Annotated in this window: 18 protein-coding genes; 8 read left to right on the top strand and 10 right to left on the bottom strand. The window is 54.6% G+C overall.

Annotated features, from left to right (window positions below):
- Window positions 1-274: 274 nt before the first annotated feature.
- Window positions 275-2983: a collagen-like protein gene (locus MKY12_RS33395; protein ID WP_339312345.1), complete on the bottom strand. Its 2709-nt coding sequence runs from the start codon at window positions 2981-2983 to the stop codon at window positions 275-277.
- 249 nt (window positions 2984-3232) lie between these two features.
- Complete coding sequence (locus MKY12_RS33390) at window positions 3233-4708, bottom strand: extracellular solute-binding protein (protein ID WP_339312344.1); 1476 nt, start codon at window positions 4706-4708, stop codon at window positions 3233-3235.
- Between the two features lie 81 nt (window positions 4709-4789).
- On the opposite strand from MKY12_RS33390, the gene MKY12_RS33385 reads away from it, so the two are divergent.
- Both MKY12_RS33385 and MKY12_RS33380 read left to right on the top strand, forming a co-directional pair.
- Window positions 4790-6682, top strand: coding sequence for a sensor histidine kinase (locus MKY12_RS33385; RefSeq protein ID WP_339312342.1), 1893 nt, complete (start codon window positions 4790-4792; stop codon window positions 6680-6682).
- Window positions 6657-8273 (top strand): response regulator, encoded by a 1617-nt coding sequence (locus MKY12_RS33380; RefSeq protein ID WP_339312341.1) that lies wholly within the window; start codon window positions 6657-6659, stop codon window positions 8271-8273. Before MKY12_RS33385 ends, MKY12_RS33380 begins: the two co-directional genes overlap by 26 nt.
- Before the next feature lie 12 nt (window positions 8274-8285).
- On the opposite strand, the gene MKY12_RS33375 is transcribed toward MKY12_RS33380, so the two are convergent.
- The 3 genes from MKY12_RS33375 to MKY12_RS33365 all read right to left on the bottom strand — a co-directional run bounded on the left by MKY12_RS33375 (window position 8286) and on the right by MKY12_RS33365 (window position 11480).
- Window positions 8286-9014 carry a protein-glutamine gamma-glutamyltransferase gene (locus tag MKY12_RS33375; protein WP_339312340.1) on the bottom strand — a complete coding sequence of 243 codons (729 nt, stop codon included), beginning with the start codon at window positions 9012-9014 and terminating at the stop codon, window positions 8286-8288.
- A 123-nt stretch (window positions 9015-9137) separates the two neighbouring features.
- A complete protein-coding gene (locus MKY12_RS33370; RefSeq protein WP_339312338.1) occupies window positions 9138-10838 on the bottom strand; it encodes a DUF4127 family protein in 1701 nt (566 codons plus the stop codon).
- Window positions 10839-10997: 159 nt separating this feature from the next.
- Window positions 10998-11480 (bottom strand): copper amine oxidase N-terminal domain-containing protein, encoded by a 483-nt coding sequence (locus tag MKY12_RS33365; RefSeq protein ID WP_339312337.1) that lies wholly within the window; start codon window positions 11478-11480, stop codon window positions 10998-11000.
- A gap of 102 nt (window positions 11481-11582) precedes the next feature.
- Here MKY12_RS33365 and MKY12_RS33360 point away from each other — a divergent pair, with 102 nt between their 5' ends.
- On the top strand, window positions 11583-11981 hold the full coding sequence (locus MKY12_RS33360; RefSeq protein ID WP_339312336.1) for a GNAT family N-acetyltransferase: 399 nt from the start codon (window positions 11583-11585) through the stop codon (window positions 11979-11981).
- On the opposite strand, the gene MKY12_RS33355 is transcribed toward MKY12_RS33360, so the two are convergent.
- The 3 genes from MKY12_RS33355 to ald all read right to left on the bottom strand — a co-directional run bounded on the left by MKY12_RS33355 (window position 11982) and on the right by ald (window position 14800).
- Window positions 11982-13250, bottom strand: coding sequence for a helix-turn-helix domain-containing protein (locus tag MKY12_RS33355; protein WP_155991331.1), 1269 nt, complete (start codon window positions 13248-13250; stop codon window positions 11982-11984).
- Between the two features lie 160 nt (window positions 13251-13410).
- Window positions 13411-13593 carry a hypothetical protein gene (locus MKY12_RS33350; protein ID WP_339312334.1) on the bottom strand — a complete coding sequence of 61 codons (183 nt, stop codon included), beginning with the start codon at window positions 13591-13593 and terminating at the stop codon, window positions 13411-13413.
- A gap of 73 nt (window positions 13594-13666) precedes the next feature.
- The gene (gene ald, locus MKY12_RS33345; protein WP_339312332.1) at window positions 13667-14800 is read right to left on the bottom strand and encodes an alanine dehydrogenase; all 1134 of its coding nucleotides are present in this window, start codon (window positions 14798-14800) and stop codon (window positions 13667-13669) included.
- Window positions 14801-15112: 312 nt separating this feature from the next.
- Between ald and MKY12_RS33340 the strand changes: the two genes are divergently transcribed.
- From MKY12_RS33340 to MKY12_RS33320, 5 genes are all read left to right on the top strand, one after another.
- Window positions 15113-16432, top strand: coding sequence for an extracellular solute-binding protein (locus MKY12_RS33340; protein ID WP_339312330.1), 1320 nt, complete (start codon window positions 15113-15115; stop codon window positions 16430-16432).
- An 843-nt stretch (window positions 16433-17275) separates the two neighbouring features.
- A complete protein-coding gene (locus tag MKY12_RS33335) occupies window positions 17276-19048 on the top strand; it encodes a histidine kinase (RefSeq protein WP_339312328.1) in 1773 nt (590 codons plus the stop codon).
- Between the two features lie 27 nt (window positions 19049-19075).
- The gene (locus MKY12_RS33330) at window positions 19076-19867 is read left to right on the top strand and encodes a response regulator (protein WP_339312326.1); all 792 of its coding nucleotides are present in this window, start codon (window positions 19076-19078) and stop codon (window positions 19865-19867) included.
- A 234-nt stretch (window positions 19868-20101) separates the two neighbouring features.
- Window positions 20102-20983: a sugar ABC transporter permease gene (locus MKY12_RS33325; protein ID WP_036726391.1), complete on the top strand. Its 882-nt coding sequence runs from the start codon at window positions 20102-20104 to the stop codon at window positions 20981-20983.
- Between the two features lie 12 nt (window positions 20984-20995).
- The gene (locus MKY12_RS33320; protein ID WP_339312324.1) at window positions 20996-21823 is read left to right on the top strand and encodes a carbohydrate ABC transporter permease; all 828 of its coding nucleotides are present in this window, start codon (window positions 20996-20998) and stop codon (window positions 21821-21823) included.
- A gap of 580 nt (window positions 21824-22403) precedes the next feature.
- Here MKY12_RS33320 and MKY12_RS33315 read toward each other — a convergent pair.
- Together MKY12_RS33315 and MKY12_RS33310 are read right to left on the bottom strand one after the other, a co-directional pair.
- Window positions 22404-23135 carry a methyltransferase gene (locus tag MKY12_RS33315; protein ID WP_339312322.1) on the bottom strand — a complete coding sequence of 244 codons (732 nt, stop codon included), beginning with the start codon at window positions 23133-23135 and terminating at the stop codon, window positions 22404-22406.
- A 100-nt stretch (window positions 23136-23235) separates the two neighbouring features.
- A complete protein-coding gene (locus MKY12_RS33310) occupies window positions 23236-23361 on the bottom strand; it encodes a hypothetical protein (protein ID WP_339312320.1) in 126 nt (41 codons plus the stop codon).
- Between the last annotated feature and the right edge of the window lie 72 nt (window positions 23362-23433).

Below are 23433 nucleotides of genomic sequence, written 5' to 3'. Positions count from 1 at the left end.
TATTTTGGATCACCTTCGGGTTTTAGTTGGAGAAACGTCATTTAATTTTGTATATTTTCCCTACTTTGCTATATTTGCTGAATTTTAAGTGCTGTTTCTCCAACTGTTTCCGTACATGAGGACTTCTGTTCATGAGTAAGTGGCGAAAATCCAATTATTTTCCGTACCGGAAGCTATGCAGAGGCATGGACAAAACACAAAAAGGCGTTCCACGATGATTGCTGTGGAACGCTCTTTTAGCTGAAGCTTCAGTGGTCCGGTCTGTCTGCCGGGGTTAGGTCAGTCTGTGAACAGACCATACAACGCCCGAAGAGACACCTCCAAGATCTAATGGCACAGTTAATCCATCGGCCGCATAGAAGAGTCCGATCACATCGCCTGCCGTCAGTTCAACCTCACCTGTCAATGTTACCGTACCATTACCAAGGATCGTCCGCAGAGACAGCAGAAGCGCAATGTTAACATTCAGCAGCGGGAACAATCCGGTCACCAGATCCGTTACTGTCGGGGATGTTCTCCGCACTACAAAAGCCGGATCAATTCCCGCTCCCAATGCAACCGAGATGGCAGCCGTAGTGCTGTAGTTAATGGTTGCCTCAAACGAATATCTGCCGGATACCGGAATCGTGTAGTTGCCTGTAGTCTCATTAAATGTCGCACTATCATAGTAAGGCGAAGTTACAGTCCAGCCGGTAAGCTGAGTACTGGTCGAGACCGAGAACGTCGGCAGGAATGCGGAGAACCCTTCCGTTGCCAAATTCGGGCCGGTTGCCCCGGTCACGCCTACTCCCGTTGCCCCGGTCGCCCCGGTCACGCCCACTCCCGTTGCCCCGGTCGCCCCGGTCACGCCCACTCCCGTTGCCCCGGTCGCTCCGGTCACTCCTACTCCCGTTGCTCCGGTCGCTCCGGTCACGCCTACTCCCGTTGCCCCGGTCGCCCCGGTCACGCCCACTCCCGTTGCCCCGGTCGCCCCGGTCACGCCCACTCCCGTTGCACCTGTCGCCCCGGTCACTCCTACTCCCGTTGCCCCGGTCTCCCCGGTCACTCCCACGCCCGTTGCACCTGTCGCTCCGGTCACTCCTACGCCCGTTGCCCCGGTCGCCCCGGTCACTCCTACTCCCGTTGCACCTGTCGCCCCGGTCACTCCTACTCCCGTTGCCCCGGTCGCTCCGGTCACTCCTACGCCCGTTGCTCCGGTCGCACCGGTCGCACCGGTCACTCCTGCCCCGGTCGCTCCAGTCACTCCCGCGCCCGTTGCGCCTGTCGGGCCCGTCACGCCGGTCGCTCCGGTCACTCCTGCCCCGGTCGCTCCAGTCGCCCCCGTCACTCCTGCGCCAGTTGCGCCTGTCGGGCCCGTCACTCCGGTCGCTCCAGTCACTCCTGCGCCAGTTGCACCTGTCGGGCCCGTCACGCCGGTCGCTCCGGTCACTCCTGCCCCGGTCGCTCCAGTCGCCCCCGTCACTCCTGCGCCCGTTGCGCCTGTCGGGCCCGTCACGCCGGTCGCTCCCGTCACTCCTGCGCCCGTTGCACCTGTCGGGCCCGTCACGCCGGTCGCTCCGGTCACTCCTGCGCCAGTTGCCCCGGTCGCTCCGGTCACTCCTGCGCCCGTTGCCCCGGTCACCCCCGTCACTCCTGCCCCGGTCGCTCCAGTCGCCCCCGTCACTCCTGCGCCAGTTGCGCCTGCCGGGCCTGTCACTCCGGTCGCCCCCGTTGCACCGGTCACTCCTACTCCCGTTGCACCTGTCGCCCCGGTCACTCCTGCTCCAGTCGCCCCGGTCGCTCCGGTCACTCCTGCGCCCGTTGCCCCGGTCGCTCCGGTCACTCCTACGCCCGTTGCGCCTGTCGGGCCCGTCAATCCGGTTGCTCCAGTTGGGCCTGTCACGCCTACGCCCACCGCCCCGGTCGCTCCAGTCGCCCCCGTCACTCCTGCGCCAGTTGCGCCTGCCGGGCCTGTCACTCCAGTCGCCCCGGTCGCCCCGGTCACTCCTACTCCCGTTGCCCCGGTCGCCCCCGTCACTCCTGCGCCAGTTGCACCTGTCGGACCTGTCACGCCGGTCGCACCGGTCACCCCTGCCCCGGTCGCTCCAGTCGCCCCCGTCACTCCTGCGCCCGTTGCGCCTGTCGGGCCCGTCACGCCGGTCGCTCCCGTCACTCCTGCGCCCGTTGCACCTGTCGGACCCGTCACGCCGGTCGCACCCGTCACCCCTGCTCCAGTAGCCCCCGTCACTCCTGCGCCCGTTGCACCTGTCGGGCCCGTCACGCCGGTCGCTCCGGTCACCCCTGCCCCGGTCGCTCCAGTCGCCCCCGTCACTCCTGCGCCCGTTGCGCCTGTCGGGCCCGTCACGCCGGTCGCTCCGGTCACCCCTGCGCCTGTCGCCCCCGTCACTCCTGCGCCAGTTGCACCTGTCGGGCCCGTCACGCCGGTCGCTCCGGTCACTCCTGCCCCGGTCGCTCCAGTCGCCCCCGTCACTCCTGCGCCAGTTGCACCTGTCGGGCCCATCACGCCGGTCGCACCGGTCACCCCTGCCCCGGTCGCCCCCGTCACTCCTGCGCCAGTTGCGCCAGTCGGGCCCGTCACACCGGTCGCTCCAGTCGCCCCAGTGGCCCCAGTGGCCCCCGTTACACCAGTATCGCCCAGCAGTTCAGCCGAGACCACCCGGTGGGCGGTGACGAGCTGGCCGGTGCTGCTCTTGCCCCATACGGAGATCTGAACCGGGTCATCCACAGTAGCCGAAGTGACAAACAGAAATTCAAAAGCGTCCAGATCCGCATAATAAGTGTTTGTTATCGCTTCGTTGGCAGCCACATCCAGCGTTTGGCTGACATACAGATTTCTAACACCCCCCTGCATGTAATAGCCTTGTATCAATACTGTATAAGCTGAAATGCTGCTGCGGTTATCAATTCTGACCGTAACCTGTGTGGTGGGTCTTACCCCTCCTACTGCATTATTTTCCAGTGGTCCTGTGGATAGTAGAGTCATTACCCAGTCTCCTTTAACGACAGATTTGTATTGTCCTGATAGATTCTCCTTTCCTCGCTTAATCTATCTTTTGACTACATAGAAGCTAGCAGCAGAAAGATGGATCAATATAGTAATATTCTGCGATTCCGGCACGGTGTGTGCAGTAGAGCTAGATTCCGGCAGGCATCCCATATAAATAGGAGACAACACAAAGAGAACCTTACTCAGCCGCAATGGCCGGGAAAGGTCCCTGAATATAAGCCTATTCTATTCCCGTCCGCTGCTTGAACGGTTCTGCAGGCTCTCCCCCAATAACGGGGCGCGGGGATCGAACTGCGGATAGATATATTCCTCACGCCGAAAAGAATACCCGGTAGCTGCAATGTCCAGCATCTGATTCAGCCGCTCACTCTCGCTGCCCAGTCCCTGGTCCAGCGGAATGTCCCCCGCGATGATCCGCAGATACAGCTGCATTCTTGGACGGTCGCCTGAATAACGCGGCTCCATGGATACCGTATTCGGATCATACTGGTCCATAATCTGCGGGGAGAGCGGATAGATCGATTCTGCTGCGGTGGGATAGAATTCCCTGAAGTGGTGCAGCCCGCGTGAAGCGCCCGGCTTATCCATAATCCCGTCTGTCACAGGGAGGGCGAGCGCCTGCTGATACAGCATGCCCAGGAACTCCTTCGATTGAAGAAAAGTCCAGACCTTCACCGCAGCCTCCCGGCTCTGCGCCGCACTGTTCACCACCAGCGGAGCGTGGGGGACCATCATCAAGGCCCCGGCCCGGCGCCGTGACAGATCCGCTGCCGGAGGGAGCGCCACTCCCCAGTCATCCTTAGGCATATACTCCTGCAGCTTGACATAATCTTTGCTGGTAACATACATCATACCGATATTGCCGTCCGCGAACTGCCGGAGCGCACTGCTCAGCTTCAGCAGAGTCTCCCCCGGGTAGAGGCTTCCCTGCTGCTTCATCTCCCGTACCATTTGCAGCCAGGGGGCATACACACTTAGGTCATAACGGCCCGACCGGTAATCATACAGATAATAACCGCTGTAGGTATTCGATAGCTCCAGTCCGGCCTGGAGACTGGCCCGGCTATCGCCGGCGGGCAACGCGAAGCCGTATTTATTGACCAATGCTCCGGCCCGGCTGATCTGCAGGGCCGCCTGCTCCAGTGCAGCGAAGGTAAGCGGAGGCTGCTCCGGGTCAAGTCCGGCGGTCCGGAACAATTGCTTATTATAGATCAGACGCACGGTATCAATACTGGAGGGCATGAAGTAGATTCCGCCCTTGAACAACGAGCCGGACGCGTACTTCCTGGCCCATACCGGAAAACGCAACAGCCATCCGGCATCCAGATCAGCAGACAGATTAGCAAGATACCCCTTGTTGACGTAAGTGGCCAGCCAGGCGTTATCGACACTGAACACATCCGGCCCCTGTCCGGAGGTCATCAGCATATTTAAGGTATCGTCGTAGGCGTCTGTAGCAAGGTTCATCACTACGATCTCAATCTGATCGGGATTCGTTTTATTATAATGGCTGATGGCATTCTTCACTTCCAGGTTCTCCGTCCAGTCAGACAGGGCGACCCTCACCCGGGTGGTCTGCGCCGCCGGCAGGGCCTTCTCGCCTGGAGTGAGGTCCGGCAGCAGCGGGCTGTCATAGACAAAAGTGTAGATAGCCAGCCCGCACCCTAAGATGGCGATAAGATAGAACAGTAACCTTTTCACACCGCACCTCCTGCGTTGACATCCTGACTTCACGCGTTTTACAATGTATACCAGTTATTGACTTACTGAAGGAGGACTCCGATGAAGAAATATTACGATTCGTTGTCGAAGGCTCTCTTCCTGTATAACTTCAGCATCCGCAGCCGTCTGATCCTCTACTTTCTCTTCCTCGTTCTTCTCCCGACCACGATCATCTCGGTCACCATCTATAACAAATCCGCCGGGATCATTACCCGGAATATGAATACATCGATTGAGAATAACTTCAATCTGGTTCAGGATAATCTGGCCCGACGGTTCGAAGCCGCCAATCAATCCATGACCGCGTTGTACCTGAATTCTGAATTCGCGGACCTCATCTCCTCCAACCGGCCCACAGACAGTACCGGAATCATTAATGAGCTGGCCGCCCTTAGCAAAATCCTTGAGGATTTCCCCGCGAACGGGACCTCCGGCAACAGCTTCGTCCCTATGCTCTATATGCTGAACCGGCCGGAATATACCCAATATAATTTCTCACGGCGTGTATTCAATATCGATCTTATTACCTTGAAGCCCTGGTATTTAAGCATTCCGGCCAAAGCCGATTTTGCCGTGGTGGGCCTTAGCTCACTGGATTCCAGATTCACCCTCAAATTCGCGAAGCGCCTGTTCGGTATCCGGCATGCACAGCTGCCCTATGTCGGACTTCTCACCCTTGATATCCCGGTAGCCGAATTCGGCACGCTGCTGGAGCATTATAAGCCTACCCCCGGCAGCAAGGTCTATATCGCAGACAGGGCCGGAACGATCGCCATCAGCCCCGAGCCGTCACTCATCGGCCAGAATATCGCCGCTCAGGATTATTACAGCAAGCTTAGCTTGACTATAGGCCCTGCTGACAGTACCAGCAACCCTCTCTCTTCAGACCACTCATCCGCTCTGCATTCCTTCCGCCACTCTATCGGCAGCGAGGAGATGCTCGTCTCGTACAAGACGCTGGAGAATACCGGCTGGACCATCCTGTCCTTCTCGCCTGTCCGTGAGCTGAATGGGGAGCTGGTCTCCTTCCGCCGGGTGATGTATGTCGTAATTGGCATTTGCATGCTCATCTCCTTTCTGATGGCCCTGCTGCTCTCCGAGAATATCTCCGCTCCGATCCGCAAGTTCATCCAGTCAATGTCGCATGCCGAGAGCGGGAACTTCAATATCCCCATCCGTTACCGGCGCAAGGACGAATTCTCCTATTTATTTAACCGCTACAACAAGCTGCTCCAGCAGATTAAGGCGCTGATCGACAAGCTCTACGTCACCGAGCTGCGCAAAAAGGAAGCCGAGCTGCAAATGCTCCAGGCCCAGATCAATCCGCATTTTCTCTACAATACCCTGGACTCCATTAACTGGATTGCCATTAACCACGATATTCCCGAGATCAGCAGCATGGTCACCTCGCTCTCGGATTTCTTCCGGTACAGCCTGAGCAAGGGCCGCAATATTATCCCGCTCCGCGATGAGCTGCGGCAGGTCGAGAGCTATCTGCAGATTCAGCAGTTCCGCTTTCAGGACCGGCTTCACTATGAGCTGGAGGAGACGGACCGGGCGCTGGCAGAGGAATGTCTGGTGGTGAAGCTTAGTCTCCAGCCGCTGGTGGAGAATGCCCTGATTCACGGGATTCAGCAGCGGCGGGGCACCGGCACGATCCGCATCCGGGTAGAGCAGACGCAGGAGCTGCTTAGCATCTCCGTGTTCGACGATGGAATAGGCGCCGATCCCGCACGGCTGAACCAGCTGCTGGCAGACCCGCAGCCGGGCAATCAGTCTTACGGCATCCGCAATGTGCATATGCGGATCCGGCAGTTTTTTGGAGAGTCCTACGGCATCCGTTATTACGACAATACCGAAGACGGCTGCGGTCTGCTGGCTGTCATCCGGTTCCCGGTGGTCACTACTTGGAATGAGGTGAATGAAGATGTTAACGATGATCATAGCAGATGACGAGCCGTTTATCCGCAGCAGTCTGATCCGTGTGTTCGATTGGCAGGAGGAGTTCGGGATTGAGATTATCGGGGAAGCCTCGGACGGGCTGGAGGCCTACGAATTATGCCTGAAGCTCCAGCCGGACATCCTGTTCACCGACATTATGATGCCGCTAATGGGGGGGCTTGAGTTAGCAGAGAAGCTGCGGGAGGCAGGCTGCAGGGCCCGGATTATTATTATCAGCGGCGCCCAGGACTTCTCCTACGCCCGGGAGGCGCTGAAGGTGAACGCCGAGGGATATATTCTGAAGCCTGTCAAGCTGCCCGAGATCCGCAGTGTCTTCCGCCAGGCGGTGGCCAAGCTGACAGAGGAACACGAGCAGCAGCTGGATCTGGAGCAGCTTAAGCAGCAGCTTCAAGACAGTATGCCGCTGCTGCGGGAGAAATTCCTCCAGAATCTGATTGCCGGCCTCTACCGCAGGGAGGAGGAGATCTGGCAGAAGATAAAGTATTTCGACCTGCCCTTCCAGCAGGGGACGCTTCTCAGCGTCTGTGTACTCCAGCTGGATGAATACCGGAGCGCGGTGGATAAATACTCAGAGGAGCATAAGCAGCTGCTCTACTTTTCCATCCAGAATATCATTCAGGAGAGCCTGGACAGCCACCCCTGCGCCATCAGCTTCGTAGCCAGCGAGAACGAATTCATTATGGTGATCTGCACCCCGCAGACACCTCCGTCCCCCTCCATCTCCGGGACCTGCGAACAAATCATCGCTAATATTCAGAAGTATCTGCGGCTGGATGCCTCCGTCGGCATCGGGCGGGCTTGTCCGCTGGCGGGCCAGCTTGAGGATTCCTATAAGGATGCGCTGGCCGCGCTGGTGTACAAATTCTATACCGGGCCTGCCTCCGTCCTCTACATTAACGATATCCAGCCCGACACAGAGAAGCTGCAGAGCACCTTTATCTATAAACTTCAGGCCCGGCTGATGAATGAATTGAAGGCAGGACATACGGACACCGTCACCCGGCTGCTGGAGCAGCTGTTCAATGGACTGGCCGGTCCCAAGCATAGAATTGAATATGTGCAGAGTATCTGCGCAGAGATGATTTTCACCTCCGCCAGAGCCCTGTATGAGATAGATGAGGATATCGGGCAGGTGCTAAGCGACCGGATTAGCATCATGGATAAGCTGTACCAGCAGACCACGATCAACGGCCTTAAGGCGTATATGCTGTCGCTCCTGCATGACTTAAGCGCTTATGTAGCAGGCAAGAACACCTCCAGGAACAGCCGGATCGTCAGCAGCATCCGCACCATCGTTCAGGAGGGATACGCCTCGGAGCTGTCCGTGTCCAGGATTGCCGAGGAGGTGTTTCTGACACCTAACTACATCAGCCTGCTGTTCAAGAAGGAGACCGGCAGAACCATTACTGACTATATCACCCAGATCCGCATAGGCAAGGCGAAGGAGCTGCTGCTGACCACGGACCTGAAGGTCATGGAGATCTCAGAGCGGGTCGGCTATGAGAATCCCCATTATTTCAGTACTGTTTTTAAAAAAACCACCGGCCTGCACCCGCTCAAGTTCCGTTCGGCCAAGGATTAGACCGCTGCCGCTCTAGCGGACAATATAGGATTTCGTACCTATTCTGGAGAAGATGGCCGTTCTTACATTCACTTTGGCGGAAACCGGCGGGCTCAGTCGTGCGTTGCCAAGAGAAGCAATATAGGCAAAATCCGGGTGGAGCCCCTCATCCGCCAGATAGGCAGAGGTCCGGCTGCCCGGCACCCGCTCCCTGTTGAGCGAGGTTATCATCTGAGTGGCATTCTTAATCCCGAGCCCATGTCCGTAGTAACTGTCCCTGGACAACATAATCGCGTTCTCCCCCTGCCATTCCGGCTTAGCCGGATCATGGTCGGGATTCTTGAAATAGACCACATCGCCCGGCTGCAGCTCATTCCTGTTGAACGTGGTAATCAGCTTCAGATTGCTGTCATAGTTCCAGTCCCACAGGTACAGGCCGGTGAAATTACGGTTGAAGGCCGCCTCTCCGATCATGTTGATGGTCGCTTTATAGAGAATCATCACCATCGCCATAGCACATTCAAAGGCATATAGCTGTCCATTCACAAAAATATCATTAATCGCCGCCGAAGGAGTGACATTTGCATTCAGCTCAAATCCACCGCCCCCTGTACGGGTCCAATACCTCGGATTGCAGCGGGAATTCTCGAAGGTCGAGAAATCCGTCCCCCCTACATTCATTGCCCGGGCTGCCGCAATAATCTCCCCCCGCATCCTGCTCTCAAATGCCGGATCTGCTGGAGCCGCGTATCCATACCCCATTCTGCTTCCCCCTTTCGTCTTCTTGCCATGAAATATAGGTTATTGTACGTGTCGGGCCTCCTATTGGTGCGTAAACAGCCCCCCGTAATCTATCCACGGAGAGCTGCCGGTCAGAAACACCTATTATTCTAACGTGACATGAGGATTCAAAGTAATCTCAAAGGCGCGGCCCCAAATATAATCGGGATCATCATATGGAAGTACTGCACTGGCGTATTCGGAGAAGACCCAACTGCCCCCGTTAATCTGCCGGATACTGCACGCCGGTTCAGCACTTCCGATCAGGAAGGCGCCCGTCCCGGCAAGCGTGGCCGTGTGTGTCTGCATCCGCTCTCTCAGCAGGGCCTCGAGATGAGCGTAATCCTCCGGGCTATTGAACAACAACATATTCTGATCTGTAAACGTTGCAACATTCTCATAGAGCGAATGGGCTCTGGAATATGTCCGGATCTCGCCAATCGCCAGCCTTTTGTAAAAGTAATCCTTCAGGAAGCGCTTGAACAGCAGCGAGCCGTGAGCGTTAACCGCAAGCTCCAGCGCCGCCGCATCGGTCTCTGTAACGATATAAGCATACCGGGCCTGGGCCATGCCCAGTGCGAGGCCGATTTTGTTCCCCGGCGTATTCCAGCCGCTATATCCTAATAGCGCGCCAGTATGCCTGCTGCCCAGTAGAGCCTCAGTTATACTTGCATCTGCTGCACCTGCGCCGACACAATCAATCACTACCGAAGGGACGAGGCGGGAATCGTTATCTTCGATACGGTTAACCGCAGCCAGCACCTGATCCGCAGCAGTAATCGCGATAATCTCCACCTGACGGGCATCGCCTACCGCCTCACCCCCTACAATATCCAGATGGCGCAGGATGTTCTGATGCACATCCATATATTCATACGGACTCGTAAGGGTAGAGCCATGCGGTCCGAAATATTCAACGGTATACCTGGTTGTGGCTCCGTTCCGGTAGAGCTGATTCGCCATCCGCGCCAGTAAGGACTGCCCCAGTCCGTCTGCATCCGGGAGAATGACGGCCCGGTCCGGATTTTGCCCCTGGGTCCCGCCCAGCCATTCATTAATGCCTGCTTCCATATAGTGAATCTCGTTAATCTGCACGCCCTGGGTATTGGCATCATCCACACCGACTGCAAGGAAATCAATCGAGCCTTCCTGCGCCAGCACCTCCAGAATATAGCGGTTCGTCTTGAACTTATGCGCTCTGGTATTGTAATACTGCTCTTTATCAAAAGTAGCCGTACTGCCATAGTCGCCAGTCGGTGACAGGTTATACCCACTGAGAATATCTTCGAACTGTGTGAAGCTCCTGCGCGGCTGAAGCATGAAGTTGCGGGACTCCGTATAGGCCGCGAGGTCCAGTCCTTCCGCAAAAGAGGTGGTGGCCAGCCTCATAATTGTATCCATTACATACACCGGCTTGTCCGGGCAGGCTTGCTTCACTTCACGGATGACGTCCAGCAAGTCTGTAGTTGCAGCGTCATACGCCGGGTAGACACCACCCGCATGCGCCCGGAGACGGCGGCTGCCAATCAGCCCCCCGTAGGCAAGCATGTCCGCCGAGAGAATATAACCGTCCACGGACGCCGCATGGTCCAGAATCCATTGCCGGATCTTGGCGATATCTCCGTAGGCCGGTGAGGAGGTGGTCAGCAGGGTTGTACCTGATGCTGTCTTTTGCGAATCCAGGCGATTCTTAAGATCCGTTACATCCGGTGTGATCACATCAATACCCGCAGATCTCCCCTGCACAATCACATCATCCAGATTAACAGGCCGATCATCCAATGGTACATATAGCACTTTCTTCATTGATGTCACGCTCCCTCTAGTTAGCAGATAGGCTCAGAACAGATGCCCTCACTATATAAGGTAATTTACACAGATGGATTACAACCAGAACTTAAAAAATAATAAAAAATATAAAAAGCCTACCCAGTTGAAAGGCAGACTCTCTATATTAATTCAGTATTATTCAGAAAAATTAATATACACGGAGGCATCATTAACCGTTTTACTCCAAGTAACCTGTGCGCCAAGTGCTTCAGAGATAAATCTTAAATTCACAAAGAATATATTGCTATCAGGTTCTAGAGAAGGAGCCTGAGTTAATACCACTTTATTTCCGTTCACAACCCCATCAAATGAATTATTTGTTAACTTAATTTTAGTATCTCCTTTTGTCGCAGTAACTGTTTTAGTTGTATTATCCCATTCTACTGTCATCCCATAAGCCTCAAATATAGGCCGCATAGGAACAAGAGTTGTTCCTAGAGTTGTAACATTAGCATAGATATCCAATTTTTCATTATTGATAAAAATACTTGGATGTTCTCTGGAAGATTTGACACTAGCTACACTACCAGAGGGAGCTGCTGAAGCAAATATACTATTCACTCCAATGCTCATTGAGATCACTGCGACACTGATAATTACGCTCACTATTTTTCTCATAAAAACCTCCACTTAATCATATACGATGCAAGAATATTCTTTATCCAATTGTGCTCATTTATAGCTTAGAATAATAAAAATTAATGTAAAAGGAGAGTCATTATGGCATTAGAATTCAAGGTCAATGAACAGCTGCTGCCTGAGCAAATGGCTGAGGTGTTTAGATTATCGGGGCTAAAGCGCCCTCACAACGATCTAGACCGTATGGAGAAAATGATTGATCAGGCCGATATCATCATTAGCTGCTGGGACGGTGAGCGTGTAGTAGGCTTAGCACGGGCCATCACCGACTATTGCTACTGCTGTTATCTGTCGGATCTGGCCGTAATTAAGGAGTATCAGAAGCAGAATATAGGCAAAGACCTGGTAGAACTCCTTCAGCAGACCTTGGGAGATCAAGTAGCCATCGTACTCTTGTCTACTGAGGAAGCTTTAACGTTCTATCCTCAAATCGGCTTTGAAGCGGCTACCAATGCCTTTCGGATCGCCCGAAAACATTAGCTACTCTGTGGACCCGGCAGCCTCCTGGAACCATAGATTTACCTGCGCGGTCTCCTCGGTCAGAAGATCCAGGTAGATGGAGGTACGGTAGTCGGTCTCCTTGAGGCTCCTGCCTGTAATCTCGGTGATCCGGTTCAGGCGGTACATTAAGGTATTGGTATGAATATGCAGAAAAGCGGCCGATTCCTTCAAATTCCCGTCCAGCGACAAATATACGGCGAGGGTTTTCAGGAGATCGCTCTTATGCTCACGGTCATGCTCCTTCAAAGGATAGAGCAGCAGGCTCCGGCGCGGGCGGCTCCGTTTCTGTTCCAGAATCGCCGGAAGGTACGCCCAGAACCCGATCTCTTCATAGAGCAGCAGCTCACGGGTATGATAAGGCAGCAGCTTCTTCAACTCCAGAATCTGCAGCGCTTCGCGGTACGCTTCAGCGGCGGAGGTATATTCGCGGTATTCAGGGCTGCACCCTGCCGTAAGCCTGCCGCCTTCGCTCTGGCCCAGCTCCCCGAGCAGCTTGTGCAGGAACGAAGACAGACGTCCGGTCCCTTCCACCGGAAATATAAAGGAGAAAAGAATAATTAGCCGGTTCTGCTCGGCGGTCTGAAAAAGCAGCCGCTGCCCGGTATAGGTAGCCATCACCCTGCGGAATTTCTGCAAAAAATGCTCATCCACCGGCCTGCTGCTCTCCAGCACCCCGATATAATAACGCTCCGGCAGCAGAATCGCCCCGGCCTCTGCCTCCTGGCGGATTCGCGGCTCACTCTCATAATGCGAGGTCAGCAGCTTCCAAAAGAAGTCCTCGAACGTCTTCTCCTGCTTCGTCTTCCAGCCGCGCTGCTTCAGCAGATGACGTCCGGCAATCCCGGCAGCCTTCTCCACGATACGCTCCGCATGCCCTTCGGTAAGATTCCCCCGGTCTACCACCCAGATATAGCCCAGAATCTCCTGCTGGTGCTTGATGCACATGGCCAGCCGCGGGCCAAGCCCGACCTCCATTACCGCAGGGATGCGGATCGGATGAATGCTGCTCTCCAGCTCATGCATAACTCCCTTTTTGCGCAGGCCGATAATGACCGTGCTGGGCACCTTTTTGCCAATGATGGTCGAGATCCGCGCCGGATCACTCTCCGTCTGATGGGAGCTGTACCCGATCACATGATGATTGCTGTCCTCAATCGTAACCTGGGACTGGAGCGATTCGCTGAGTGTATCCGCCAGGGATTCCATACTGTCAAAAAAACGGTCAAATGATGGCTCTGCTTCTGTCAATGTTCCCACCCCAACCCCAAGAATAGCCGAAGCTTATATAAGTGATTACATTATATTACAGCGCCTGGCAGTTGCCTATAGAAATAAAACAGATTTCAGTAGAAAACCTGACATATCATGAAGAATTTGCGTCAAAAGCAAAATAACGTGGAGCGATAGCTTACATGGGGCGGGTGTCAGACGCGCTCGACCCCCGCTGGCCCATTGTGTTCGGTTTTTCGCCTACATTTAGCTCTCTCGCCTCGCGCTGGCCCATTGTGTTCGGTTTTTCGCCTACATCCGCCTCACTCACCTCACGCTGGCCCATTGTGTTCGCTTTTTTGTCTACATCCGCCTGGTCCACTCGCCAAAAAAAAGCCCGGTGATTGCTCACCGGACTCTGACACACATTCTTCTGTTTACTCCCCCACCACACATCAGATCAGCGTGAACTCCTGCTCTACAGCAGCTTCAACCGTGAAGTACTCTTCTCCAAGCGCCTCGGCTACGGCCTGGCAGGTGATTTTGCCGTTGGCTACGTTGACGCCGCTCTTCAGACCGGCATTGTCTTCGATGGCCTGGAATACGCCTTTGTTGGCAATTTGCAGGGCGTACGGAACGGTGACGTTGGTTAGAGCGATGGTCGAGGTTTTGGCGACTGCGCCCGGCATATTGGCTACGGAATAGTGCAGAACCCCATGCTTCTCAAAGACAGGGTTATCATGCGTGGTCACCCGGTCAATCGTCTCCACAATCCCGCCCTGGTCAATCGCCACATCGACAATGACGGAACCTGGCTTCATCGTCTGCACCATCGCTTCCGTTACCAGCTTAGGCGCCTTCGCGCCCGGAATCAGCACAGCCCCTACCAGCAGATCTGCTTCAGCAACAGCCTTGGCGATGTTGTACGGATTGGAGATCAGGGTGCTGATCTGTGCGCCGAAAATATCGTCAAGCTGGCGGAGCCGGTCTGCGCTCAGGTCGATAATAGTTACCTCAGCGCCAAGGCCAATGGCCATCTTAGCTGCGTTGGTGCCGACGACACCTCCACCGATGATGCTGACCTTGCCGCGGCTTACGCCGGGAACACCGGAGAGCAGGATGCCCTGTCCGCCGTAGTTCTTTTGCAGGAATTGTGCGCCCAGTTGTACAGCCATCCGTCCGGCTACCTCGCTCATGGGTGTGAGCAGCGGCAAGGTACGTCCATCCACTACGGTCTCATAGCCGATAGCGAATACGCCTTTGTCTTTGAGGGCAGCAGCAAGCGCCGGCTCTGGAGCCAGATGCAGATATGTGAAGAGAATCAGGCCCGGACGGAAGTAACCGTATTCGCTGGCCAGCGGCTCTTTTACCTTCATTACCATTTCAGCGGCGGCCCACACTGCGGCGGCTTCTGCCACCAATTCAGCACCGGCTGCGGCATACTCTTCATTCTGGAATCCGCTGCCTACACCCGCTCCTGCTTCCACCAGCACCTTGTGGCCCTCTGCGGTCAGGCTGACAACACCCGCCGGAGTGATCGCTACCCGGTTTTCGTTGTTTTTGATTTCTTTCGGTACGCCAATAATCATCTTTCATCGCTCCTGTCAGTTAGGGTTCTCTTATGTGAAGAATCATAACATACAGGCCGGAGCTGCATTTTGGGTAAAAAGAAAAACATGATCTGACATGATTGTGTTTTTACACAATGGACTTGAAACGCCGCACCAGCTGCTCCTGGAATAGAACGTTTCCCTGCACTATTGCCGCCCTAGCCCTAATCCGGGGAGATATTATAAAGTTATGTTCCATATTCTCCTGTTTTTTGTTCCTTCTGACGCTTCCGGCCATCTGCTATTCTTGAATTGCAAGCTTATACAGTACACACAGGGAGGTTGTCGCTTTTGAACAAGAGCCGTGTTATTGCCGGAATCACTTCGCTCGTTCTAATCATGGGTCTGGCCGCAGGCTGCGGGAACAGCAGCAATTCATCTTCAGCGGACAATGGAAGCTCTGCCACAGGTAAGAATACACCGGTAACGCTCAAAATGTGGGGCGGTGTCCCCCCGGAATCCGGTCCGCAGCAGGTGGTGGACAACTGGAACAAGGAGCACCCCGATATTCAGGTGGAATATGTACGCTATGTCAATGACGACGACGGCAATCTGAAGCTGGATACGGCGATGATTACCGGCCAGGATGTGGATTTGTTCGTGAACTATACAATCTCCCATGCCGCCAAGCGGGTGGAATCGGGACTGGCCCTGGACCTCAGCGGCTTCACCGATTACAACATTGAAGAGAAGATGGGCGCGGACACTGCGAGCTGGAAGATTGACGGCAGGTTCTACGGCGTTCCGACAACCAAGAGCCCGTTCTTCATCGCCCTGAACAAAGACGCCCTCGATAAGGCAGGCCTGCCGGTTCCGAAGGAATGGACCTGGAATGAGCTGCGCGAGTATGCGAAGAAGCTGAAGAGCGGCAATTCGTACGGTTTTATTCAAAATATGGAGCCCTTCGTGGACCCCATCGACTCCGTGCTGTCCCAGGAGGGCTACACTAAGCCGGACGGCACCTCCAATCTCGATCACGCGCTGGTCAGACAATGGCTGGAGACGCTGAACGGGATGATGCAGGACGATAAGACCACGCCGCCGCTCGGCGAGCAATTGACTTCCAAAATGCCGGTGGAGCAGGTCTTCCTCAGCGGAGAGGTGCCGATGCTCAATATCGGGGCGTGGCTGCTGCGCAGCTCGAATAACTTCACCGACTTCCCGCGTGATTTCAAAATCGCTTTCGCTCCGGTACCCCGGCTTGCTGAATCCGCCAGTGATTACGTGACCCGCGGGGGCCTCGGCGATTACATCTCCATTAACGCCAAGTCCAAGAAGCAGGAAGCGGCCTGGGAGTTCCTGAAGTGGTATTCCGATGGCGGTATGTCCCCGATGGCAGCAGGCGGCAGACTCCCGGCCTCCAAGGATGCCAAGCAGGAGGATGCGCTCAAGAGCCTCATCGGCGACAAAAGTGACTCCTACGATCTGGACTCCCTGATGTACGTCATGTTCGACAATAAGACGCCAACCTATGTCCGCAGCCTGCCGCAAGAGGTAATGGACCTGCGCTCACAGGAGTACGAGAAGTATTTCCTCGGCTCGCAGTCGCTCGATCAGACTGTGCAGGCCATGGCAGCCCGGCATAATGAGTATTTGAAGCAGAAGAAGTAGCGGCTTGGGTGGAGACAGCGGAGATAGCGAAGAAATAGAGAAGTATCGTGCATCATACAGGAGGCTTGCCATGGGAATCATGGCGCCTCTCTTTTTTTTGTCTTACCCTATCAGGAACAGGCTAAGCCTTGAATGAACGCGGCAAGCTCCAGCCGTGTTCTTGCGGACTGGGAAGCGCTTATTTGGGCAAATTCGGCTATTCTGGAGGCTACGCGGACTCAGATGCGCTTAACTGCCATTTCCTCCTGCATTTCCAGTTACCAAGAGTGATATAAAGGCCTCTGAGTCCGCCTGCCAGCATAAAGTTGACTTTTTGGCCGAATAAGAGCCTCTGAGTCCGTCGGTCCACAGACATAGGAGGCACATGCGTCCAGGAGTCCAGGATCCCTCATTACCGCCCACACTGGCGGAAAGTATATAATTAAGGAGGAGGGACTATCTTTACAAAGGAGTGATGAAATGCTCAAAAGCTTCAAACCCTTTGACAGGACAATCATTATAGGCGGATTAGTCTCGGCGGGGGTCATTCTCCTGGCTGGCGTGTTTCTTCTGCTTGCGCTGAAGTACAACATCATACGTTTAAACTGACATCTTATACCCCTCCATACTCCACAAGCTCCCTTGACAAGGCGGAGCGGATAACCATCCGCTCCGTCTTTCTTGTCCCGCTGTCAAGCAGCCCGGATAGAACAAAACTATGCATTTCCGCCATCCTCCCCTGTCCGCTGGAACAAAACCATGCAATTTGAAATATCGCCAATCCGGCGGAGGGAGTATGCTATAATCTAGCATAGCAACCGTCCCTAAGCGGGCAGGTTCAGTCAGGCTTGGAGGTGCTTCCCTGTGTCACAGCTGCTGCGTGTGCTGATTCCCCAGAAGTTGAAATACCGCCTGTTCACCGCCTTTGTGTGTCTGATTCTGCTGCCGTTCGGCGCGCTGAATATCTATAACTATCAGCGCATTGAGACGCTGGTCCAGAAGAAAATCAGCCAGCAAAGCCACTATCAGCTGGAGCAGATGTACCGCACGCTGGAGGACCAGATCAGCATTGCCTTCAAGACGCTGCTGTTCCTGAAGCAGGATGATACCGTGAAGTCCGTGCTGCTCCATCCCGGACAGCGTAATGAGCTGGAGAATAAACGGCTGATGGAGAATATTTTCAAGAATCTGAACAACAGCTTCTTCCTGTACAATCCTTCGGTCTACTTCATGATTCTGGACTTATCTGAAAGCGCATACACCTCTTATCCGCCCAAGGATTCTCTGGTCTATTCGGATCTGCGGGCAAATCCCGGGTTCGACCGGGGGCAGATGAACAACAGCTCTTATCACTGGGTGCCCAATGATACTAACTACGTGCTGCGCGATGTCTCTACCAGCGCCTATCTGCTGTCCTTATATGCGTATCTGGAGGATGCCTGGAACCAGCCATACGGCATGGCCCGGATCAGCATTGACTACACGTACTGGCTGCGCTCCATCCACAAGCAGTCCGATCTGGAGCAGCAGTATTTCCTGATTACCCGCTCGGGCGAGGACATCTCCCAGTCGGTTCCGGGCAGCCAGTTATCTGAGAAGGTGAAAGCGGGCTTTGCCGGGCAGCCGGGACAGCAGTATTTTATAGATAAAGACTCGAACGCCTTGATTAACTATATCTATGTGGAGTCACTGGATTGGTATATCGTTAACCGGATTCCGCTGTCTGTATTGTTCGTGGAGATCGAGGGGCTGAAGCAGCAGTACTTCATTACGTTCCTGGTGCTGACGAGCATCTTCCTGATGATGACCTTCGTGATTGCTACGACGATTACGCGGCCCTTGTCCCATCTGCAGAACAAGATGAAGGCGGCGGTGCAGAAAAACCTGAAGATCCGCCTGCCGGAGCACAAATTCAGCGGGGAGATTCTGGAGCTGACCCGAACCTTCAATACGATGCTTGACGACACCCACCTGCTGATCCAGAAGCTGAAGGCGGAGGAGCGCCAGAAGGAGGCCGTGCATTTTCAGATGCTGCTGGCCCAGACGAATCCCCACTTCCTGCTCAACACGCTGAATACGATCAAATGGATCGCCATCCGTGAGCATAACGAGGATATTACGAACATGACTCTGTCGCTCGGCAAGCTGCTGGAGGCTAGTCTGAACACCGATAAGGATCTGATCCATCTAAAAGATGAAATCGAGCTGGTTGAGGCCTATGTCCATATTCAGCAGGTCCGGTACGCGCACAAATTCGACTGTACGTTCAAGTATGACGAGGACATTCTGTATGCTCTGGTGCCGAAGCTCAGCCTTCAGCCGCTGGTGGAGAACGCCATCATTCACGGAATCAGCAGACTGCCCGGCCACGGCCTTATTGAGCTGAACGTCCACCGCGAAGAGAACCGGCTGGTCGTAGAGATCCGGGACAACGGCGTAGGCATGGAGCAGGGCGGCGGCCCCAAGGCTCCGCGCAAGCGTCCGGGCATCGGACTGAGTAACATTCAGGAGCGGCTGCGGCTGTTGTTCCGGGAAGAGGGACAGCTTGAGGTGCTCTCAACCAGCGAAGGCGTTACGGTCCGCTTGACGCTGCCGCTGCTAATGTCCACACCTTACGGCAACGAACATCCGGCTTGAGGCGCATAACTACGGGAGGGATTACACATGTGGAAGGTACTGCTTGTGGAGGATGAGGTATTCGTACGGGAAAGTGTGCGCGAGATTATCGCCTGGGAGGAGCTTGGCTTCACGGTCAGCGGAGAGGCGGGCAACGGGGCAGAGGCGCTAGAGATGATCCGCGGGGATACGCCCGATCTGGTGATTTCGGATATCGTCATGCCGGAGATGGATGGAGTCGAGCTGCTGCGCAGAACCCGTGAGGAAGGATTTGATTCCCGCTTCGTCATGCTGACCTGCATGAATGATTTCGAGAATGTGCGGCAGGCCATGGAATACGGGGCATCCAATTATATTCTGAAGCTGTCGATGAGCGTGAATTCACTCCGGGACACACTGCGCAAGATCAGCGGGGAGCTGGAGAAGAACCGCAAGGCAGAGCCGGATATGCCTAAGGAGTCGCCCCCGCCCCCGCCGGCCCATGAGGAGATTACTAGCCACCCGGAGATCCAGAAGATTCTTCACTACCTGCACGAACACTACGCTGAGGATATTACGGTGAAGTCGATGTCCCAGTATGTCATGATGGCCGAGAATTATGTCAGCACCTTGTTCAAAAAGAAAACCGGCCACACCCTGATCCACTATCTGCACCGTGTACGGGTAGACCAGGCGATCCGGCTACTGACCGATTCCGACCTGCCGGTCTATGAGATCGGTAACCGGGTCGGCTTCGTGAGCGACAACTACTTCATCAAGATTTTCAAGCGCCTGACCGCGCAGACGCCCAGCCAATACCGGCATCAGCAGCGGGAGAAGCCGGATCGCTTAAGCTTATAGCCTGCTTTTCAGATAACGATCATAGTATTGCTCCAGCGGCATTCCTTCCGGGAATGCCGCTATTCTTGCTGGCCGGAACATGGATAGAACATATCTAAGACCGAAGCGCCTGCCGCCGCCTGCGTAATTGTATATTTCTGTGCCATGAAGTGGTTGGTTTTGTTCCTTAACCCTCAAGGGAACGCTTGCTATGCTTGTAATGTACTTATTAAGACCTAAAGGAGTGGGGCTATTGTGAAGGCAACCTGGATGCGACGTCAGCAGCTGCTGGGCTATCTGTTTATCGGGCCCAATATGATTGGCGTGATACTGTTTTTTATCATACCGGCTATGTATTCGTTCTATCTCATGTTTACAGACTACAAGTTTATGAGTCCCCATACCAAGTTCATCGGGCTGGCCAATATCCGGCGGATGCTGGGGGATGAGGTCTTCTATATTGCCATTAAGAACACGTTGCTGTTCCTGCTCTCTGTTCCTGTATCCATTGGGCTGGCGTTCCTGGTGGCTGTCATTCTGAACCGTTCCGTGTATCTCAAAAAGCTGCTGCGTGCCTTGTACTTCATGCCCTACATTACCAGCGGCGTAGCCGTAGCCTTCGTCTGGATGCTGCTGTTCCACCCGAATAACGGGCCGATTAACGGCATTCTCCGCTCTATGGGCATCGAGAACCCTCCCGGCTGGCTGTCCACGATGGATACGTCCATGTATGCGATTGATATCATCTGGATCTGGTTCATGCTCGGCTATAACATGATCATCTACCTCGCCGCCTTGCAGGAGGTGTCCGGCGAGCTGCTGGAGGCAGCCACCATCGACGGTGCCCGCACCTGGCAGACGGTCCGCAGCATTCTGTGGCCGCTGGTGAGTCCCACTACTTTTCTGCTGCTGATTACCGGGCTGATCATGTCGATCAAGCAGTTCGGCATCATCCAGGCGATTACGCAGGGCGGACCGGGGAACAGCACTACCGTATTGTCCCTGTTCATCTATCAGAATGCCTTCCGCTATTACGAGATGGGCTATGCGTCAGCGGTCTCCTGGGCCCTGTTCCTGATCATTCTGATCTTCACCGTGGTTCAATGGCTGGGCCAGAAACGCTGGGTTCACTACTAAGGAGCTGAGAATATGAATAAAGCCGCCGTTACCAAAATCATCGCCACATTAATCATGCTGTTCTTCAGCATCGTCATGATTGTACCCTTCCTCTGGATGATCAGCACCTCCTTCAAAACACCATCAGAGGTATTCCGCTATCCGATCCAGTGGATTCCGGACTACTTCAACTGGAGTCATCATATCAAGGTCTGGTCCGGCCAGGGCAGCTTCGTGCCTTATTATCTGAATTCCCTTAAAGTCGCTGTGCTGAGCACCATCGGCGCCGTCTCCCTGTCCGCCTTGGCGGCTTACGGCTTTGCCCGGATTGAATTCAAGGGACGCAACACTATGTTCCTGGTCTATCTGTCGATGATGATGGTTCCTCCGCAGGTGCTGTTCGTGCCCAAGTTCATCATGTTCGACTGGGCCGGCATCTATAACACCCACTGGGCGCTGATTCTGCCCGGCATGTTCACCATCTTCGGCGTATTCATGATGCGGCAGTTCTTCCTCTCCGTGCCCTACGAAATCTCGGAGGCCGCCTTCATCGACGGTGCCGGCCATTTCCGTATCTTCTCGCGGATCATCCTGCCGATGGCCAAGCCTTCGCTGGCGACACTGGCGATTATCGATTTCTCCTGGCACTGGAATGATTATGAGAACGCGCTCGTCTTCCTAATCGACCAGGATCTGTTCACCGTTCCGCTCGGGCTGCAGAATTTCATCCTGGAGAACAATGTCGACTACAACGGCATGATGGCCGCCGCAACGGCCGGTATCATCCCGATGATTCTCGTCTTCCTGCTCGGCCAGAAATACATCATTGAAGGAGTGGCTAGCTCGGCGGTGAAGGGGTGACGGGGCGGGGAACTAGGCAGTAGTGCCGCATCAGCTTAAAACATGTGAAAATTACTTTTAACTCATCGCTTGCTAGGGTTGCCATGCCTGATCGTGCCTGATTAAGGTGCGAGGGTAGGCTTAAGTGCAGTCTGTACAACTAAAATGCGGGATGTGCCGCCAAATCTCTGTTTAGATGTATTTCGTACAATTAAAATACCTCTATATCTGGATTTTCGCCCATCCGGGCAAATATAGTTGTACAGAATACAGTTAGACGAAGAATACCTTCGGGCGCACTGTTTTTAGTTGCACAGAATACACTTATCTCTGATGAAAGTCTGAGTATGAACATCGAGCTGATATTAGGCTGAACCTGCGCCCGTTGCTGGCTTCAACTCTTTAATTCAAGTAGCTGATTGTATTTCCTGCAATAGAAAACGTATTGCTGGCCGTAAAATGAGATTCTATTGTATTTCATACATTGGAATGTTGTGATTTGGCTGAAAAAAGGCCTTTTTTCAATATTCGATTGTACGGAATACAATAGAATCTATTTCGAAGCCTCTTCTACAGCATTCCGTTGTACAATGTGCAGTTGCTATTGTTCCTCCGCCTTCACTGCCACCCAGCCGTCAATCAGATAAGCACCGAAGAATCGGGATACGGCAGTGAACCCGGCCTCCTTCAGCAACTCCTCTATCTCTTCAGCATGGAGCGGATGAGAGATTACGCCGAACGATTGCTCGAAGGTCTGCCACTGTTCCTCTGCGATCCCGTTCCCCAGCATATGCAGCCGCCAGCCTGCCATCTGAAGCTCCCATGCAGGAGTACCCGGCACCCCGCAGATGGCGGACAGGCAGAGCGGCGCACCCGGCTGAAGCCGCGCGGCAATGCTGCGAAGGAGCGCCAGCTTACTCTCCCTCCCCTGCACGAAATGAAGCACCAGCATACAGGTTGCGGCATCGTACGCTCTAGCACAGCTCCAGTCACTAATTTCCGTACGATGCAGCCGCACTCTATCCAGCAGACCCGGTTGACCCGCAGCCTCCAGCCGCTGCTTGGCAGCCTGGAGCATACTCTGCGAGGTGTCCAGGCCGCTGAACCTCCAGTCCGGGTGGCTCAGGCCCAGCTTCAGAATCTCCTGGCCTCCGCCTGCTCCCACGACTAGCAGCTCCGGCTTTTCCTTCTTGCCCAGCCGCGCTGTCAGCAGCGTATCCATCAAGTCATATTGCAGGGCGTACCCGGGGATTTTGCGGCTGATGTTCTGTACATACTGATCCCCGTCTGCCTGCTCCCATGGGTTGCCCCCATTAGCTATATTGTTGTTCATTCTATCCCCTCCAGTCAGGAGCAGGAGCCATGACCGGCTCCGGCTCATGGCTCCATTATCCCGGCCGCACCCGGAAACCTCCATCCCACATAGCTGGGATCTATAGCACAGGCCGCTCATACCAATACCCCGGAATTCCCCGTTCCAGCCGCATCAGTGCCTCCAGATAATAATAATCGCCCCAGATCGTGTAATCATCCGGCGAGTCTCCGGCCCGTCTGCCCAATGTGTTCGGTTTTTCGCGTACATTCCGATTCCGTCCGTGCCCTTTCACCGATACGAAAAAAAGACACCGGTT

The sequence above is a fragment of the Paenibacillus sp. FSL M7-0896 genome (assembly GCF_037975415.1).
Lineage (GTDB): Bacteria > Bacillota > Bacilli > Paenibacillales > Paenibacillaceae > Paenibacillus_AQ > Paenibacillus_AQ silagei.
This window is presented reverse-complemented; position numbering and strand designations above follow the sequence as displayed.